The sequence below is a fragment of the Rhodospirillaceae bacterium genome, assembly GCA_016712715.1.
Taxonomy (GTDB): Bacteria; Pseudomonadota; Alphaproteobacteria; order Dongiales; family Dongiaceae; genus Dongia.
The window spans coordinates 815,014-831,582 of record JADJQM010000003.1 but is presented as its reverse complement, the minus strand read 5'-3'; the positions used below and the strand labels follow the sequence as shown (position 1 = coordinate 831,582).

The following is a 16,569-nucleotide window of genomic DNA, read 5'->3' as shown; positions in this document are numbered from 1 at the left end:
CCGCCGATCGCCCCGAGATCATGGGCCCCGCCTATCGGCAGCGGGCGATCGTGCCGGCGAAAACGGCACTCATCAGCGTCGACATGCAGAATGCCGATTGTGCCGCTGCGAAGCGCCAGGCGCGCTCGCCGGAGAGCGAGAAGTACCGCTATTTCTATGACCGGCTCGACAATCTCGCCATCCCCAATCAGCAGCGCCTGCATGCAGCGGCGCGCAAGCTTGGGCTAGAGAGTATCTATGTCATCATCGAAAGCCTGACGCTCGATGGTCGTGACCGCGGCGTCGATCACAAGGCCTCTTTCATCAATAATCCGCGCGGATCATGGGAAGCCAAGGTGATCGACGAGGTGGCGCCGGAAGATGATGATATCATCATCCGCAAGACCGCGTCGGGGCCTTGGGGTACCACCAATCTCGACTACATCCTGCGCAACATGGGCTTCGAGCAGATCATCGTGTTCGGTGTGCTGTCCGACCAATGTGTGGAGAATACGGTGCGGGGCGGCGGCGATCTCGGCTATCTCGTCACCCTGGTGCCGGACGCCTGCGCCACCTATACGCCGGAACGCCAGGCCTTTTCCGAACAGGCGATCAAAGGCTATTGCCGGCAGCGCTCGACCGACGAATTGCTGGCGGAAATGGCGAAACTTTAGGCGCACCTGAGATCGCGCAGATGCTGTTTCATCGCGGCGATACGCGCGCGTTGCGCAGGGTCGCGCCGCATGGCGACGGCGGTCGACAATACATCGATCACGGTGAGGGCCGCGATCCGCGAGATGGTCGGCGTATAGACGTCGGTATTGTCCAATGTCTCGATGAGGATCGTGACGTCACAATGCGCCATCAGCGGTGACGGCATGCCGATGAGGCCGATCACCCTGGCGCCGGTGCCGCGCGCGAGGTCGGCGATCTCGATGATGGATCTGGTGCTGCCGGTGTTGGAGATGACGACCGCGACCTGATCCGGCCCCATCAGGCTCGCCGTCATGATCTGCTGATGGGCGTCGGTCTGCGCGCCACAGGGTATGCCGAACAGGGGAAACTTCTGCTGCGCGTCCTGTGCTACGATACCTGAGGCGCCGAAGCCGAAGAATTCGATACCCTTTGCGGCGACCAGCAGGTCGACCGCATGGGAGAGGGCCACCGTGTCGATGCGATTCCGGGCCCAATCAAGGCTGGTGATGGTGTAGTCGAAGATCTTCTCAAAGATCGTCTCAGGCCCGTCGCTCTCCAGCAGCACGGAATGCGTGGCGGGTGTGCCCAGGGCCAGGGATTGCGCGAGGCGCAGCTTGAAATCCTGGAAGCCGGCACAGCCGATCGCCGCACAGAAGCGAATCACGGTGGGTTGGCTCACGGCGGCAATGCTGGCTGTCTCGGCGACCGTCGCGCTGAGGAAGCGATGCGGATCGGAAAGGATCGCCTCGGCCACCTTGCGGTCGGATTTGCGCAGGGCGTCCTGTGTGACACGCACGATTTCGAGAATGTTCTGGTTGGGCGCGTCGGCCATCATCTCATCCCCAATGATAGATCGTGTTGAGACTGGCACGGAACAGGCGCAGGCGGAGTCCCTCCGCCGCGCGGGCATCGATCACTGCTGGATCGGCGGTGTTGAAGTCGAACATGCCGAAATGATGGGCAATCAGGGCCTGTGCACCGACATCGCGGGCGAGGTCGATCGCCTCATCAAGCGCAAGATTGCCGGGGACACCGTTGGCAAGCAGCTCCGCGCTGCGGCCATTGACAGGCAGCAGCACGATGTCGGGCTTGAGTGCCGCCACTTCCGCCGAAATGCCATCGAACGGCACGGTATCGCCGGAATGCCAAATGCGCACACCACCCATATCGATGAGATAGCCGAGGAAGCGGTAGCGGCCGAGTTCGTCGCGCTCCAGCGTCTCGTGGGCGGCGCGGGTTGCCGTCACGAAGACGCCGGGAAGGACGGCGATGCGTTGTCCCGCATCGACGAGGATCAGGCGATCCGGGGAGACTTGCGCCCGTTTCAGGGCCTCAGCTTCAGCGGCTAGCGGCGCCACCAGCTTCGTCTTTGGCCGCGCTGCCAGCAGCGGCTGCAGGGTGGCCGGATCCATGTGATCGGTGTGCTGGTGAGTACTGAGGACGAGATCGACATGCCCCAGACCATCCGTGTCGATCGGAGCCGCCATCATGCGTTGATGGGGATAAAGCCTGCCGCGATATTTTTCGGCGAGCGAATCCGAGAGATAGGGATCGATCACCAGCCGGTAGCCGCCGGCATCGATCACGAATCCCGCCTGGCCCAACCAATAGAGTGTCGGGCGCTGGCCGGGCGGCTGCGCCAGCTGCGAGCGCAGATCGCCGGCGAAACCAGTTGCAATCAGCTCAGCCGACATGGGCGTGGGGGGCCGGCTGCAACTCGGCCAGCAGATTGTCGATGGCGATGGAGGTGGCGCGCTCGACGCTCTCATCGGTAAAGCCGCCGATATGGCTGGTGGCGATCACGCGCTCATGGCCGGTGAGGATGAGATCCTTCGGCGGTTCCTCTGCAAACACGTCGGTTGCGTAGCTTTCGAGCGCCCCGGACTGCAAAGCGGCGAGGATCGCGGAGTCGTCGACCAGGGCTGCGCGTGCGGTATTGACGATGATGGCGCCACGCCGCAGGTTGGCGATTGCAGTCTGGTCGAGGATCGGCTTGCCGTCTCGCTGCAGCGGGCAATGCAGGGTCAGCACATCCGCTTCGCGCAAGGCAGTCGGCAGATCAACCCAGCGGAACCTGTCGGCCGGCAGGTTCATATCCCGTTGCATTGGATCGTAGCCCAGTACCTTGGCACCGAGGGCTGACAGCAACCGCGCTACCTCGCCGCCAATGGCACCGCAGCCGATGACGGCGACATTTCGATCGCGCAATTCACGCCCGCGCCGGCGCGGCCACGCACCCTGCTTGATGCCGGCATCGGCCTGGGGAATGTTGCGAAGCGCGCTGAAGATGAGGGCCACCGCGAGCTCGGCGACGCCGGCTGCGTTTGCTCCGCCGGCGACGGCGATCTTGATATCACGAGCCTTGAGGGTTTCGATCGGCAGGTTATCGATACCGGTGCCGTTGCGGCTGATGATCTTGAGGTCGCGTGCCGCCGCGATGACCTTGGTCGAAACCGGCTCGATCCCTGCCAGCCAGCCGACGCAGCCCGGCAGCAATGTCATCAATTCGTCCTCGGTCGGCAGCGCATTGGGCTTGCAGGTGATGACCTCAAAGCCGGCTTGATGGAGGCGCTCCACTTGGGGATGTGGGCCGGAAGTGAGGGAGCGTGGCGTGATGAGGATGCGGTTCGACATGTGTCACTTAGCCGTTGGTAGCACGTTGCGCGATGCGGGAGATGGTGTCGAACCCGGCGCCGCTGGTGGGAATGTCGACATGGAAGACTTCGGCAATCACCTGGGTCCAGCCATGGATGAAGTAACTCCAGCCATTCTCGATCCGCAGGCCTCTTTCTGCCTGCTGGCGCCGGGCCTGCTCCAGGAAGATGAGGTCACCGCGGTAGTTGAGGTCCCAGACGATGCCTTGGTGCGGGAAGCGCGCGGCGTCGGTCATTGGCGAACCTGGGCGATCCTTGCCGAGACCCGTGGCGTTGATCACCAGTGAGTGCGGTTGCAATCCGCCGGAGATCGAATCATTGGCGCCGGCATTGTCGGCCTTCACATACTCGACCTTCACGACGCCCTTGAAGTCCCGGTGAATGCGGATGATCTCGTCCAGGCGATGCTGGTCGCGGTCGGAGACGATGATGCGGGAGGGCACATTGGCGCCGCGGCTGGCCTGCATCAGATGCCAGGTAATGGCGATGGTCGACCCGCCGGCGCCGATGCAGAACAGTTCCGCCCCGGTCTTCCGGAAATGGTCCGGCGGGAGGAAGCCGTCCAGCGTCAACCCGGAGGAGATCGGGTCCTTGGCATGACAGATGAGCTTGCCGCCTTGTTTGGAAATGCAAGAGGTCTCGCCCATCAAGGCGGCATACGGGTCGATCTCGTCGAAGAGATCGCGAGCGGCCGCGTAGAGGTCGATCTTGTGGGTCGTCACCAGCGCGCCCAGGGACAAAGGATCGCTCTTGATGAAAGCCACGGCCTCCCGGTAGGCGGTGGGGTCCGCATGGAGCGGAAAGTCGATACCGACAATAGCGGCATCCTTCAGCCCCAGATGATCTGCCCAGGCCGGAAAGACCTGCATGATTGAACTTTTGGTCGTGGTGACGCCGATGAAATAGAGCGTCGTTCGCGTGGCCGGCTGATAACTCATCGCGCCATCAACCCGGCAACGACATCCCGGCTGCGACCGCGATAGTCGGCATTTTCGACTAGGCGCCAGCCCTTGTCACCGCCGCGCATAACCCGGTGCCGCATGCCGTTCGATCGTTCGATGATGCCGTAATCCTGCCCGGCATCGGCCGGATAAGTGAACACCATGATGAAATCGGAATCACCGGTGTTGATCGAGCGGTGGATCCAATAGGGTGGCACATAGCAGATGGTTTGTGCCGCCATCTCCACGATGCGGGTTTCACCGTCCGGGGATTCCATCAGCATGAGGCCCTGGCCGGCCTGACCGTAATAGATCTCCGGGCGGTCGGCCTGGGCGTGGATATGGCCACGGGTCAGGTAGAACTCCGCTGCGATCGTGCCCGGCGACATGCGCGTGATCCCGAAGATGAGATCACCGGCAGCAGCCGAGGGACGGAAATCGGCGACGTCATAGACGACCGGATTGGCCTCGGTCGCGAGCTTCGCTGAAAATGCCGCCGCATCGGCGTAGAGTCCGGCAAGATCGCCCAGCCGTTTCTGGTAGTTTCCGGTAGCGCCGAACATGGTGCCGTGGGCGATATCGACGCGGCAGGCCGCCGGTTCCATCAAAGCCATCCATTCGCTCCCGATTTCCGTAGTAATACTACCAAATGACCGTATGGGAAGCAAGAACAGCGGCTGAAATATTTCTACATTGCACCGCAGAGCGCCAATAGACTGGATTGACGACGGAATTCCTGTAATTATGCTACTGAAAAGACTGCCAAGTCAGGGAAGTGCCTTTGCCACAGGATCTTTACCTCGCCATCGATATCGGCACCGGCAGCGCCCGCGCGGCCTTGGTCGATTTCAGCGGTCGCATTCGCGCGATCGCCGCCCAGGAGTACGACCAGATCGTGCCCCAATATGGCTGGTCGGAGCAGCGGCCGCTCGATTGGTGGTCCGGCGTCGTGCTGGCGATCCGTGCGCTCCTGAGCAAGGAATCCGATGCCGGCTCGCGCATCGCCGCCATCTGCGCCTGCGGGCAGATGCATGGCACGACCCTGCTCGACGGCAATGGCAATCTCACGCGCAGTACTGTGCCGCTGTGGAATGACAAGCGCACGGCGGCCTTGGTCCGCGCATTCGAGGCGGCGCACATGCCAGCCGATTATCTGGCTGAATCCGCCAACCCGCCGACGCCGGCCTGGCCGGGCTTCAAGCTGCAATGGCTGCGCGATCATGACCGCGCCGCTTATGAGGCCGCCACCGCCGTGGTGATGCCGAAGGATTATGTCAATTTTCGCCTGACCGGCGAGATCGCCATGGACCGAACCGAGGCCGCCTGCAGCTTTCTCATGAACCCGGCGGATGGGAATTGGTCGCCGCATATGTGCGATATGCTCGGTCTCGATATCCGGAAGCTGGTCACTATCCGTAAGCCGACCGACATATTGGGTGCCGTCAATAGACCGGCCGCAGGCGAAACGGGCTTGCCTGAAGGCATTCCCGTGCTGGTTGGCGGCGGCGACTTTCCCGTGGCCTTGCTGGGGTCAGGCGTCTCCCGCGCTGGACTCTGTTCTGATGTCACCGGCACCTCCTCCATTATTACCTTGGTGTCGGAGACACCGTTGCTGGATCCTGAGATCTCCAACATCGGTACGGTCGAGGGTGGCTGGGGCGGCTTTGTGCTGCTGGAATCAGGTGGTGATTCCATGCGCTGGGCGCGTCGCGCCTTCCATGAAAAGACACTGAGCTATGAAGAGATTGTATCGAAGGCAGCACTTGCGCCGGCCGGCGCCGATCGCCTGTTCTTTCTCCCCTATCTGACCGGTGAACGTTTTGGACGCCACCGCAATTCGCGCGCTCAGTTCTTCGGTATCAGTGCGGAACATGGACTGCCGCATCTTCACCGCGCCGTGATGGAAGGGGTCGCATTTGCCGTCACGCGCCAAATGCACATTATGGAACAGGCGGCAGGGCGGAAGATTGAGCGGGTGATTGCCTCGGGAGGGGGGGCGAAGACGCCGCTCTGGCTCAAGATCAAGGCCAGTGCCTATAACATCCCGATCCTGGTGCCCCAGGAAGCGGAATGCGGCGTGGTCGGATGTGCGGCGATCGCCGCCACAGCGACCGGCCGCTTCTCACGGACCGAAGACGCGGCAGCGGCCCTTGTTCACTATACCGGTGAAGTCTACCCAGACCCGATATGGGCCGAGACCTATGCCCGCATGCAGCTGGTCTTCAACAAGATCTACCAGCATTCCCAGTCGCTTTATGATGACCTCGACAGGCTCGATGTCGAACGACCTCGGTAGGGCCTAAACAAAGAGCTCGCTGTTCGACCCCATCAACCACCAACATGGCGGCTCTCAAATTGCGTCCGCAAGCTTCATCCGATAGCCTACGCCCGGCTCCGTCAGGATGAGGGCCGGCTGCTGCGGGTCGGCTTCGATCTTCTGCCGCAATTGGCGGATGTAGACACGTAGATACTCGACGTCTTCACCGTGCGCAGCCCCCCAAACGTGACTGAGTGCTTGACTGTGTGTCACAACCTTGCCGACATGTTCGGCAAGGTAGAGCAGCAGGTCAAACTCGCGACGTGACAGCTTCACGACTTCGCCGCGCATCATCACCTCGCGGGCGAGAATATCGATGGTGAGATCGCCATTGCGGAAAACTGCCGTGCGACCCTGCTCCTGCAGGCGATGGCGAAGGGCGGCGCGGATGCGCGCCATAAATTCCTCGATGCCGAAAGGCTTGGTCACGTAATCATCTGCGCCACCATCGAGCGCGGCGACCTTGCCGGCCTCGTCGTCGCGCACCGACAACACGATGATCGGCAGCGGTGATTGAGTGCGGATGGCGTGTACCAGCGCGTGGCCGTCTATATCCGGAAGGCCAAGATCGACCACGGCCAGCGCGAAGTTGCCGCGCGTCAAAGCAGCAAGGCCGGCCGCGCCGGTGTCGGCTTCGGTCACGGCAAAGCCATGGGCGAGGAGGCTGCTCTTGAGGAAGCGGCGGATGGCCGGTTCGTCATCGATGATGAGGATCTCCTGTGCAGCGGTCATGGTGCGGTTTTCAAACGTGCCGGAAAGCGCACGGTGAAGAGGGCGCCGCTATGGTCGGTACGGTTCGTGGCACTGATATCAGCGCTCATCGCCTCGGCGAAGCCGCGGCAGATGGCGAGGCCGAGACCAGTGCCGGCACGGCGGCGGTCGCCACCTTCGACCCGGAAGAAGCGATCGAAGATGCGTTCCAGGTCACCCGGCGGGATGCCCGGCCCCTCGTCACGTACGGTGAGCGAGATGGCTTCCCGATCCTCGGCTATGCTCACGCGGATTTCGCTTCCCGGCGGGGCGTATTTGGCCGCGTTGTCGAGCATGTTCATGAGAATTTGTCCGGTCAAGGTCGCATCGATCAACAGCATGGGCAGATTTTCAGGAATGTCGAGTTTGACAATATGCTGTGACAGAATCTGCTTTGCCTGGGAAATCGCGTTGGCGGCAATTTCGCCGAGATCGGCCGGCTGCAGGCGTGGAGCAAGGGCGCCGGCTTCCAGCCGAGTCATGTCGAGGATATTGCCGATAAACCGGTTTAGTCGCTCGGCCTCCTCCTGCGTCGTGCGCAGCAATTCCTCGCGCGTTTCCTCCGGAAAACGGTGCCAGAGCGAGCGCAGGCTGGAGACCGAGCCGATGATCGAGGCCAAAGGCGTGCGGAAGTCATGCGAAATCGAGTTGAGGAGGGCGGTGCGCAATTGTTCTGTCTCGCTCACCACCCGCGCTTTGTCGATATCCTGCATGAGACTGATGCGCTCGATGGCCACGGCCGCCTGATCGCAGAGCGCATCCAGAAGGCGCTTCTGATCTGGCGTGAACATCGGGCCGGCCTCCTCGCGGTCCAGCCCCATGACGCCGATCTTGCCGCGCTCAGTCGCCAAGGGGATGAACAGGCGTTTCGCCCCGGGCAGCGTACCCGCACCGCGGCCAGCCGGTTTGCCATGATCCCAAGCCCAGCGTGCCGCAGCGAGGTCCGCTTCATTGAGTTCGTCATCCGGCGGATAGCCGATGCGCACGGAGATGTCTTCCTTCCCCCCTCCCCGGTCATCAGGCAAGAGCAGGATAACGTGGACTCGCAGCATGAGGGCGATCTGGTGCGCCACCGCCCAGAGGAGATCGTCCATCTCACCGATCGCCGCGACCTTGCGACTGAAATTATAGAGCGCGGCGGTTGATGCAGCGCGCTGCCGCGAGGCTTGAGCCTCAGCCCTCACCCTGGCCGTAAGGTTACTGGTCAGGATCGCCACCATCAGGAAGAAGAAGAGGGCGATGACATTGGAGGGATCGGCGACCGTGAAGGTATGGATCGGCTCAAGGAAGAAATAGTTGTAGGCCAGCGTGCTGAGGATGGATGCGAAGAGCGAAGGGAACAGTCCATACTGAACGGCAGAGAACAGGACAGCCGCCAGAAACATCATCGAGATGTTGGGCAAATCGATAAATCGGTCGATAGTGAGGCTGGCGATCAGGGCAAATCCCACAGTGACCGCGCTGCCGACAAAGGGTGCGAGCGAAATCGTGGATGCCGCCTCTGCCACGTCGCGCGTTGGGCTGTCTTCCTTAGATGGTGTGCCGGGGACGACATGAATGCCGATGTCGCCCGACGCCCGGACCAGATCCCGCACCACGGACCCATGCATTAGCTCAAACAAGCGGGATCGCGTCGACTTGCCGATGATGATCTGGGTGATGTTGTTGGCGCGGGAAAAGTCGATAAGATCGCTGGCGATCTGGTTGCCCGGCAGCGTCACTGCGTCGCCGCCCAGACGTTCGGCAAGACGCAGGGCTTCGGCGACCCGGTCGCGCTCCTTCTCGGAAAGGTGATGATAGCGAACTGTCTCGACATAAATGGCCGTCCAGCGTGCCTGCATGCGGTCGGCAGCTCGTTTGGCATAGCGCACCAGGCCGAAGGAGGCCGGATGCTCGTCAATGCACACCAGCACCCGCTCACCCGCCGCCCAGGGTCCGGCGATGGCATGGGCCTGCATATAGTTGAGCATCTGGTCGTCGACCCGTTGCGCGGTGCGGCGCAGGGCCAGTTCGCGCAATGCGGTGAGATTTCCTTCGGAAAAATAATGCTGCAATGCGCGATCGGCAGCGTCGCGCATATAGACCTTGCCCTCCTTGAGGCGTTGGATCAGGTCTTTTGGCGTAAGATCGATAAGCTCGACCTCGTCAGCACGGTCGATGATGCGGTCGGGCAAGGTTTCGCGCACCCGCACATGAGTGATCTGCGCCACCACATCGTTGAGGCTTTCCAGATGCTGGATATTGAGCGTGGAAAAGACATCGATGCCATGTTCGAGCAGTTCCTCGACATCCTGATAGCGCTTGGTGTGGCGGCTGCCTTCCGCATTGGTGTGCGCCAGCTCGTCGACCAGCACCAATTGAGGCTTGCGTGCCAAGATGGCATCTATGTCCATCTCCGGCAGTTCGCGGCCCCGATAGCTCACCATCTTGCGCGGGACGATTTCAGCGCCCTCGATCAGCGCCTCGGTCTCGGCACGGCCATGCGTCTCGACAACTCCGATAACGACATCGATGCCCTCAGCCCGTCGCTTCCTGCCAGCGAGCAGCATCTCATAGGTCTTGCCAACACCTGGGGCAGCCCCCAGAAAGACCTTGAGGCGCCCCTGTTGTTCCCGCTGGGCCGTGTCGAGAAGGGCGTCGGCGGAAGGCCTGTTGCTTGGATCGGGTGTTGCAGCCATGTCACTCCCATACCCGGATCGAAGGCATGGTCATGGAAGAAACCGCGCCCAGTTACACGTCATTTGGCACTCAACCCATCCAGCGCCAGATTAATCGCTAACACATTGACGCGTGGCTCGCCAAGGATGCCGAAAGTGCGACCCTCGGTATGGGCGAGAACCAGTTCATTGAGTAGAGCCTCGGTGAGGCCACGCGCCTTGGCAATCCGCGGGACCTGGAAATAGGCAGCCGCCGGCGTGATGTCCGGATCGAGCCCGCTGCCCGAACCGGTGACCAGATCGATAGGCACCGGAGCCGGAGAATCGGCATGCGCGGCCGCGGCCGCGGCCGACACCCGGTCGACCAGCGCCTTCGAGGTCGGTCCCAGATTGGAGCCAGATGAAGCACCGGCATCATATCCATCGGCACCGGCGGCAGAGGGGCGACAGTTGAAGTAGTTTGCACCGGCGAATTTCTGACCGATAAGACTGGAACCGATCACCTGGCCATCGCGGATCATGAGGCTGCCATTAGACTTTTCCGGCAGGAGCAGGCCAGCCACCCCGGTGACTGCCAGCGGATACGCGATGCCGGTAATCACAGTCAGGAGAATGAGTAGCACAAGGGCGGGCCGAAATTGGGCTAACATGGAAGTCTCCATTACACGATATGAACGGCGTTGATCAGTACATCGATCAGCTTGATGCCGATGAAGGGCACGATCAGACCGCCAAGACCGTAGATCACCAGGTTGCGTGCAAGCAGGCTGGCGGCGCTCTTGGGTTGATAGTGGACCCCGCGCAAGGATAGCGGGATGAGGGCGATGATGATCAGCGCGTTGAAGATGATGGCCGACAGGATAGCGCTTTTCGGTGTTTCCAAGCCCATGATGTTCAGCAGTCTCAGCTGCGGATAGAAGGCCGCAAACATCGCCGGGATGATGGCGAAGTACTTTGCCACATCGTTGGCAATCGAGAAGGTGGTCAGGGCGCCGCGCGTCATCAACAGCTGCTTTCCGATCATGACGATCTCGATGAGCTTGGTCGGATTGCTGTCGAGGTCGACCATGTTGCCGGCTTCGCGGGCGGCCTGCGTTCCTGTCTGCATGGCGACACCGACGTCTGCCTGAGCCAGAGCCGGGGCATCATTGGTGCCGTCGCCGCACATGGCGACCAGTTTTCCCTTGGCCTGTTCTTCGCGGATCAGCTTGAGTTTTGCTTCCGGTGTCGCCTGGGCGAGGAAGTCGTCGACCCCCGCTTCTGCGGCAATAGCGGCGGCCGTGAGAGCATTGTCGCCGGTGATCATCACCGTGCGGATGCCCATGCGGCGGAGTTCCTGGAATCGCTCGCGGATGCCGCCTTTGACCACGTCCTTCAAGTGAATGACGCCGAGGATTCGGTCATCTTCGACCACGGCCAGCGGCGTGCCGCCACTCTTGGCAATCCGCTCGGTGATCTCGGTCAGTTCCTGCGAGACGATGCTGACGCCGCCCTTGCGTGCCCGCACATAGTCCATGACCGCGTCGACGGCGCCCTTGCGGATGCTCTTGCCGTCAAGATCGACACCGCTCATGCGGGTCTGTGCGGTGAAGGCTACGAAGACAGCATGCATCGGTGCCATGTCGCGCCCCCGCAAGCCATATTTTTCCTTGGCCAGGACGACGATCGAGCGACCTTCAGGTGTCTCGTCGCTGAAAGAGGAGAGCTGCGCCGCCTTTGCCAATTCCTCGGCGTTGACGCCGCTCACGGGCACGAACTCCGCCGCCAACCTATTGCCCAGCGTGATGGTGCCGGTCTTGTCGAGAAGCAAGGTGTCGACATCGCCCGCCGCCTCGACGGCGCGGCCGGACATGGAAAGAACGTTGAACTTCACCAGCCGATCCATGCCGGCGATGCCGATGGCCGACAGCAGCGCACCAATCGTGGTTGGAATCAGTGTCACGAACAGGGCGATCAGCATGATGATCGAGACATTGCCGCCCGCGTAGTGAGCAAAGCTAGGAATACTGGCCACCGCGAACAGGAAGATAATGGTCATGCCGGCGAGGAGAATGCCGAGGGCTATCTCGTTTGGCGTCTTCTGGCGCCTGGCGCCTTCTACCAGTCCGATCATCCGGTCAAGGAAAGTCGACCCCTGGGCCGCGGTGATCTTGACCTTGATCTGATCGGAGAGCACACGCGTGCCGCCGGTGACGGCCGAACGGTCTCCGCCGCTTTCACGGATGACCGGCGCCGATTCACCCGTGATCGCCGATTCATCGACCGATGCAATGCCCTCGATCACTTCACCGTCGCTGGGAATGAGATCGCCGGTTTCGACCAGGACGATATCACCCGGCTCCAGGGTCAGCGCCGACACGATCTCATGCTGGTGTGACGATACCGTAAGCTTCTTCGCCGTTGCCTTGGTCCGCGTCTTCCGGAGCGCGTCGGCCTGCGCCTTGCCACGACCTTCAGCGACCGCTTCGGCAAAATTAGCGAACAGCACAGTAAACCACAGCCAGACCACGATCTGACTGCCAAACAGCACGCTGGCGCCCTGCAGGATGTCGCGCACGACCAGGATCGTGGCGACGGCCGCCACCAACTCCACCGCCAGCATCACCGGATTCGAGAAGAGCTGGCGTGGGTCCAGCTTGCGGAATGATGCCGCGGCCGCTTCGATCAGGATCTGACGATCGAACAGAGAGATATTACGTGATTGCGTTGACATGATTTTGTCCTGTTAGAACACTTGGCCGGTCTGCATCATCAGATGCTCGACCACCGGACCCAAGGCGAGGGCCGGGAAATAGGTGAGGCCGCCGACGATCAGCACAACGCCGACCAGCAGCACGATGAACATCGGCCCATGTGTCGGGAAGGTGCCGATACTGGCTGGTGTCACCTTCTTCGCGGCCAATGAGCCGGCGATAGCCAGCATCGGCAGAATGACGAAGAAGCGGCCAACGAACATGGTGATGCCACCAGTGATATTGTAGAATGGCGTGTTGCCGGTGAAGCCGCCAAAGGCGCTGCCGTTATTGGCTGCGCTCGATGTGAAGAGATAGAAGATCTCCGAGAACCCATGCGGGCCGGCGTCCTGAACGCTCTTGAGAGCTTCGGGGAGCACTGTGGCGATGGCGGTGAAACCAAGCACCACGAGCGGCAGACAGAGCAGGGCGAGGATAGTCATCTTCACCTCGCGTGCCTCGATCTTCTTGCCGACATATTCCGGGGTGCGACCTACCATCAGGCCGGCGATGAATACCGTCATGATGCAGAACAGCAGCATGCCATAGAGGCCGGCACCCACACCACCGATGATGACTTCACCAAGCAACATGTTGACCATCGGCACCATGCCGCCCAGGGCGGTGAAACTGTCATGCATGGCATTGACCGCGCCGCAGGATGCTGCCGTGGTGATGACGGCAAAGAGCGAAGAGTTTGCAATGCCGAAGCGCACCTCCTTTCCTTCCATGTTGCCGCCGTTCTGCAACAGGCCAGGCGCCTGGTCGATGCCGAAGGCGGCGAAGGCCGGATTCCCTTGGCTTTCAGCCCAGTAGCAGATGCCGACGCCGAGGAGAAACAGCACACCCATGGCGGTGAACACGGCCCAACCTTGACGCTGATTGCCGACCATGCGGCCGAACACATTGGTGAGGCCCGCTCCCAAGGCGAAGATCGCCAGCATCTGCACCAGATTGGACAGCGCGGTCGGGTTTTCATATGGGTGCGCGGCGTTGGCATTGAAGAAGCCACCGCCATTGGTGCCCAGCATCTTGATAGCGACTTGAGACGCGACCGGTCCTTGGGCGATGACCTGTTTGGCGCCTTCAACCGTCGTTGCCTCGACATAGGCATTCAGATTCTGCGGCATGCCCTGGGTCACCAGGAAGATGGCGATGACAAAGGAAAGCGGCAGCAGAATGTAAAGGGTGCAGCGGGTGAGATCGACCCAGAAGTTGCCGATTCCGCTCGCCGATTTGCGGGCAAATCCGCGGATCAAGGCGATGGCGAGTGCAATGCCGGTTGCTGCCGAGACGAAGTTCTGGACGGTAAGGCCTATCATCTGTGTCAGATAGCTCAGGGTCGACTCGCCAGCATAATTCTGCCAGTTGGTGTTGGTGACGAAACTGATGGCGGTGTTGAAACTGAGGTCGGCTGGTACCGCGCCAAAGTCCTGCGGATTGAGCGGCAGCAGATTCTGCAGCCGCAAGAGGGCAAAGAGCAGCGCAAAGCCGGCGCCGTTGAACAGCAGCATCGAGATCGCATAGATCGTCCAATGCTGATCGTCCCGGTGATTGACACCGCTGATGGCGTAGATCAGGCGCTCGACCGGCCGCAAGACGGGGGAAAGAAAATTGGACTCGCCCGAGAAGACGCGGGTCATGTAGGCGCCCAGCGGCTTAGTCAGTAAAATGACCAGCACACAGAACAGGGCGATCTGGAGAATACCGTTGGCCGTCATCTTACATCACCGGATTAGAGTTTTTCAGGCCACACGACCGCAAAGGTCATGTAGGCGAGCAGCAGAGCCGCTGCGGCGCCACCGAGGAAGAAATCAAGCGTCATCGCTCACCTCTCTAGATATGCGGGCAGGCGCAGGCGTAGAAGCAGGCGGCTATGAACAGTGCCGCTGCTATTGCTGTGTAGAAAACATCAACCATGACGCATTCCGTGAACTGACTGTCATCCACGGTAATTTCGGCATTTCGACATAAGGAATCGAGATGAGTTGCGCCGGCAGGGCATAAAGCCCGCATAAAGAAAAAGGCGGCCCCCGGGGTCGCCTTCCTGCTCCAAGCCTTTGTTCGTTCGATTAATTGATGGTTTTCCGGTAGCGCGCCAGCAAGTCCGGCAGGCTTGTCTTGTGTTGCCGGGCGATGGATTGCCACATGCAATCGGCAATCGCAGGGTGGGCGGCATGCCAAGCGCGGCTGAAAACCAGGTAATAGGGCTTGCTGGTGATCGGCGGCTGCAGCAACTTTACCTTCCCAGCGAGGGCATGATCCTCGAGATAGGCATTGCCGATTGTCGTGTGCATGGCGACGGCATCGATGCGACCCAGCAGCAGCTTGTTGAAGTTGTTCTGGGTGTCCTTGGCGGGCTCCACCGGCAGGTCCATCTTCATGAGATCCTGCACGATCGACCAGCCAAGATTGGCGCCGATCGGCCGGGCAAGGCCGGTCATTGTCTTGCCATCCCAGGCGATGTCGCTGTCGCTGCGCACATAGAAGGCATAGCTCAGCGTTGCGATCTGGAAATCCGGATCGGCGCTGTCGCCCTTCATCGGATAGGCGCCCATCGCAAGACGCTCCGGGCTGAAGGACAGCATCACAACCGCATCGATGACATTATCGGTCACCAGGGCCACCAGCCGCCCGCCGGGATAGCGGGTGAATTCCGGCGTGACATCGCAGCTCGCCGCCGCCGCCTGAACCATCTCGATGGCAACGCCCGGCCTTTCCGGGATAGCTGCACCGTTGCCAACCAGGAAATAGGCGGATTCCTTATCGGAATAGCCAAGCCGCAAGGTCACAGGATCGGCCTGCGCCGACGCCGTGCAGAAGCCGGCGAGGAGGCCGGCCAAGATCAGCGATCGAAATGGCATTCCAGCACCTGCAACGCTGCGTCAATCGTCGGCACGGAGATGCGGGTGAGCTTGCCTCAGTCTGAACGGTCGGGCAAGTTAACGTCTCTGGTCAGGCTGTGGCGTCCTGTCGCCAAATGATGGGAAACCAGTCTTCGCGCAGCCGCTCGCCGCTTTGCTGGTTGATGCCGGGATAAGGCGGCGACGTGCGGCCGGGGCGCTCTATGAACACCGCATCATCGCCGAGGAATCGGCAGGAGAAGGCACGGCGGCGGTTTGTGCCAGTATTGCCGTTGGCGCCATGCACGGTGCGATAGTTGAAGAGGATCGCGTCGCCCGGTTCAAGCGCCGGCGCGAGAATGCCGAAAGTTGCGCTCTCCACATCCGGCATATCCATGAACTGATCCTGGTCGGCGTAGAAATCCTCGCCGCCCGCCCAGCGCTTCGGGCGCACCAGTTTCGGCCACAGATGCGAGCCCAGCACGAGCCGCAGGGTATTGTCGCTGGTGACAGGATCGAGCGGAATCCAATAGCTGCCGGTCTGCATGCCGTCGACGCAGTAATAAGGCATGTCCTGGTGCCAGGGTGTCTTCTTCGCCGTGCCCGGCTCCTTCACCAGCACATGGTCATGGAAGATCTGCGACGTGCGGCTGGCCATCAGTTGCCCGGCCAGTTTCGCCGCCGGCGAGTTGGTGACGAAGTCGCTGAATTCCGGGATGCGCTGCCAGTTGCAGTAATCGTCGAAGAAGCTGCCGCCGCCATCGCCGGGGCGGACATTCTCGGTGCCGAACGGGCCGGGCTCGGCCATGTTGCGGGCGACACCGGCGCGCAAGGGTTCGACCCAATCCTTGAAGGCGCCCTTCAGCACAATGGCGCCGTCCCGGGCGTAGGCTGCGATCTCGTCCGCACCGATCTTCATTACGACCTCATTTAATTCATCTCGCCCCAGACTTGCCAGATGCCGGGCATCATGAGAAATAGATGATCTTGATAGAGAGAT

At 61.2% G+C, this 16,569-nt stretch carries 15 protein-coding genes; 2 read left to right on the top strand and 13 right to left on the bottom strand.

Annotated elements, in window-relative coordinates:
- Positions 1 to 20 precede the first annotated feature (20 nt).
- Entirely contained in the window at positions 21 to 653 is a 633-nt protein-coding gene (locus tag IPK59_21600; GenBank protein MBK8161232.1) for a cysteine hydrolase, read from the top strand.
- Here IPK59_21600 and IPK59_21595 read toward each other — a convergent pair.
- Genes IPK59_21595 through IPK59_21575 form a run of 5 tightly spaced genes read right to left on the bottom strand, consistent with a single transcriptional unit; the run spans position 650 to position 4,884 of the window.
- Positions 650 to 1,510: an SIS domain-containing protein gene (locus IPK59_21595; GenBank protein MBK8161231.1), complete on the bottom strand. Its 861-nt coding sequence runs from the start codon at positions 1,508 to 1,510 to the stop codon at positions 650 to 652. The genes IPK59_21600 and IPK59_21595 overlap by 4 nt on opposite strands.
- A 1-nt stretch (position 1,511) precedes the next feature.
- A complete protein-coding gene (locus IPK59_21590) occupies positions 1,512 to 2,369 on the bottom strand; it encodes an MBL fold metallo-hydrolase (protein ID MBK8161230.1) in 858 nt (285 codons plus the stop codon).
- Positions 2,359 to 3,309 carry an oxidoreductase gene (locus IPK59_21585; protein MBK8161229.1) on the bottom strand — a complete coding sequence of 317 codons (951 nt, stop codon included), beginning with the start codon at positions 3,307 to 3,309 and terminating at the stop codon, positions 2,359 to 2,361. Before IPK59_21585 ends, IPK59_21590 begins: the two co-directional genes overlap by 11 nt.
- A 7-nt stretch (positions 3,310 to 3,316) precedes the next feature.
- On the bottom strand, positions 3,317 to 4,267 hold the full coding sequence (locus IPK59_21580; GenBank protein MBK8161228.1) for a shikimate dehydrogenase: 951 nt from the start codon (positions 4,265 to 4,267) through the stop codon (positions 3,317 to 3,319).
- Complete coding sequence (locus IPK59_21575; protein MBK8161227.1) at positions 4,264 to 4,884, bottom strand: glucose-6-phosphate isomerase; 621 nt, start codon at positions 4,882 to 4,884, stop codon at positions 4,264 to 4,266. Before IPK59_21575 ends, IPK59_21580 begins: the two co-directional genes overlap by 4 nt.
- Before the next feature lie 167 nt (positions 4,885 to 5,051).
- On the opposite strand from IPK59_21575, the gene IPK59_21570 reads away from it, so the two are divergent.
- Entirely contained in the window at positions 5,052 to 6,566 is a 1,515-nt protein-coding gene (locus IPK59_21570; protein ID MBK8161226.1) for a pentose kinase, read from the top strand.
- A gap of 54 nt (positions 6,567 to 6,620) precedes the next feature.
- Here IPK59_21570 and IPK59_21565 read toward each other — a convergent pair whose 3' ends face one another.
- The 8 genes from IPK59_21565 to IPK59_21530 all read right to left on the bottom strand — a co-directional run bounded on the left by IPK59_21565 (position 6,621) and on the right by IPK59_21530 (position 16,488).
- Entirely contained in the window at positions 6,621 to 7,319 is a 699-nt protein-coding gene (locus IPK59_21565) for a response regulator transcription factor (protein ID MBK8161225.1), read from the bottom strand.
- Entirely contained in the window at positions 7,316 to 10,015 is a 2,700-nt protein-coding gene (locus tag IPK59_21560) for a sensor histidine kinase KdpD (GenBank protein ID MBK8161224.1), read from the bottom strand. Before IPK59_21560 ends, IPK59_21565 begins: the two co-directional genes overlap by 4 nt.
- 59 nt (positions 10,016 to 10,074) lie before the next feature.
- Positions 10,075 to 10,644, bottom strand: coding sequence for a potassium-transporting ATPase subunit KdpC (gene kdpC / locus IPK59_21555; protein ID MBK8161223.1), 570 nt, complete (start codon positions 10,642 to 10,644; stop codon positions 10,075 to 10,077).
- A gap of 11 nt (positions 10,645 to 10,655) precedes the next feature.
- The gene (kdpB, locus tag IPK59_21550) at positions 10,656 to 12,707 is read right to left on the bottom strand and encodes a potassium-transporting ATPase subunit KdpB (protein MBK8161222.1); all 2,052 of its coding nucleotides are present in this window, start codon (positions 12,705 to 12,707) and stop codon (positions 10,656 to 10,658) included.
- A gap of 12 nt (positions 12,708 to 12,719) precedes the next feature.
- A complete protein-coding gene (kdpA, locus tag IPK59_21545; GenBank protein ID MBK8161221.1) occupies positions 12,720 to 14,447 on the bottom strand; it encodes a potassium-transporting ATPase subunit KdpA in 1,728 nt (575 codons plus the stop codon).
- 14 nt (positions 14,448 to 14,461) lie between these two features.
- Positions 14,462 to 14,551: a potassium-transporting ATPase subunit F gene (locus tag IPK59_21540; GenBank protein MBK8161220.1), complete on the bottom strand. Its 90-nt coding sequence runs from the start codon at positions 14,549 to 14,551 to the stop codon at positions 14,462 to 14,464.
- A 247-nt stretch (positions 14,552 to 14,798) separates the two neighbouring features.
- Positions 14,799 to 15,590, bottom strand: a complete 792-nt coding sequence (locus tag IPK59_21535) for a transporter substrate-binding domain-containing protein (GenBank protein ID MBK8161219.1) — start codon at positions 15,588 to 15,590, stop codon at positions 14,799 to 14,801.
- Between the two features lie 91 nt (positions 15,591 to 15,681).
- Positions 15,682 to 16,488 carry a phytanoyl-CoA dioxygenase family protein gene (locus IPK59_21530; protein MBK8161218.1) on the bottom strand — a complete coding sequence of 269 codons (807 nt, stop codon included), beginning with the start codon at positions 16,486 to 16,488 and terminating at the stop codon, positions 15,682 to 15,684.
- Positions 16,489 to 16,569 lie beyond the last annotated feature (81 nt).

Coding starts and splice junctions, on each gene's coding strand:
- IPK59_21600 (MBK8161232.1), top strand. CDS start 21: ATGGGCCCCGCCTATCGGCAGCGGGCGATCGTGCCGGCGAAAACGGCA.
- IPK59_21595 (MBK8161231.1), bottom strand. CDS start 1,510: ATGATGGCCGACGCGCCCAACCAGAACATTCTCGAAATCGTGCGTGTC.
- IPK59_21590 (MBK8161230.1), bottom strand. CDS start 2,369: ATGTCGGCTGAGCTGATTGCAACTGGTTTCGCCGGCGATCTGCGCTCG.
- IPK59_21585 (MBK8161229.1), bottom strand. CDS start 3,309: ATGTCGAACCGCATCCTCATCACGCCACGCTCCCTCACTTCCGGCCCA.
- IPK59_21580 (MBK8161228.1), bottom strand. CDS start 4,267: ATGAGTTATCAGCCGGCCACGCGAACGACGCTCTATTTCATCGGCGTC.
- IPK59_21575 (MBK8161227.1), bottom strand. CDS start 4,884: ATGGCTTTGATGGAACCGGCGGCCTGCCGCGTCGATATCGCCCACGGC.
- IPK59_21565 (MBK8161225.1), bottom strand. CDS start 7,319: ATGACCGCTGCACAGGAGATCCTCATCATCGATGACGAACCGGCCATC.
- IPK59_21560 (MBK8161224.1), bottom strand. CDS start 10,015: ATGGCTGCAACACCCGATCCAAGCAACAGGCCTTCCGCCGACGCCCTT.
- kdpC (MBK8161223.1), bottom strand. CDS start 10,644: ATGTTAGCCCAATTTCGGCCCGCCCTTGTGCTACTCATTCTCCTGACT.
- kdpB (MBK8161222.1), bottom strand. CDS start 12,707: ATGTCAACGCAATCACGTAATATCTCTCTGTTCGATCGTCAGATCCTG.
- kdpA (MBK8161221.1), bottom strand. CDS start 14,447: ATGACGGCCAACGGTATTCTCCAGATCGCCCTGTTCTGTGTGCTGGTC.
- IPK59_21540 (MBK8161220.1), bottom strand. CDS start 14,551: ATGACGCTTGATTTCTTCCTCGGTGGCGCCGCAGCGGCTCTGCTGCTC.
- IPK59_21535 (MBK8161219.1), bottom strand. CDS start 15,590: ATGCCATTTCGATCGCTGATCTTGGCCGGCCTCCTCGCCGGCTTCTGC.
- IPK59_21530 (MBK8161218.1), bottom strand. CDS start 16,488: ATGAAGATCGGTGCGGACGAGATCGCAGCCTACGCCCGGGACGGCGCC.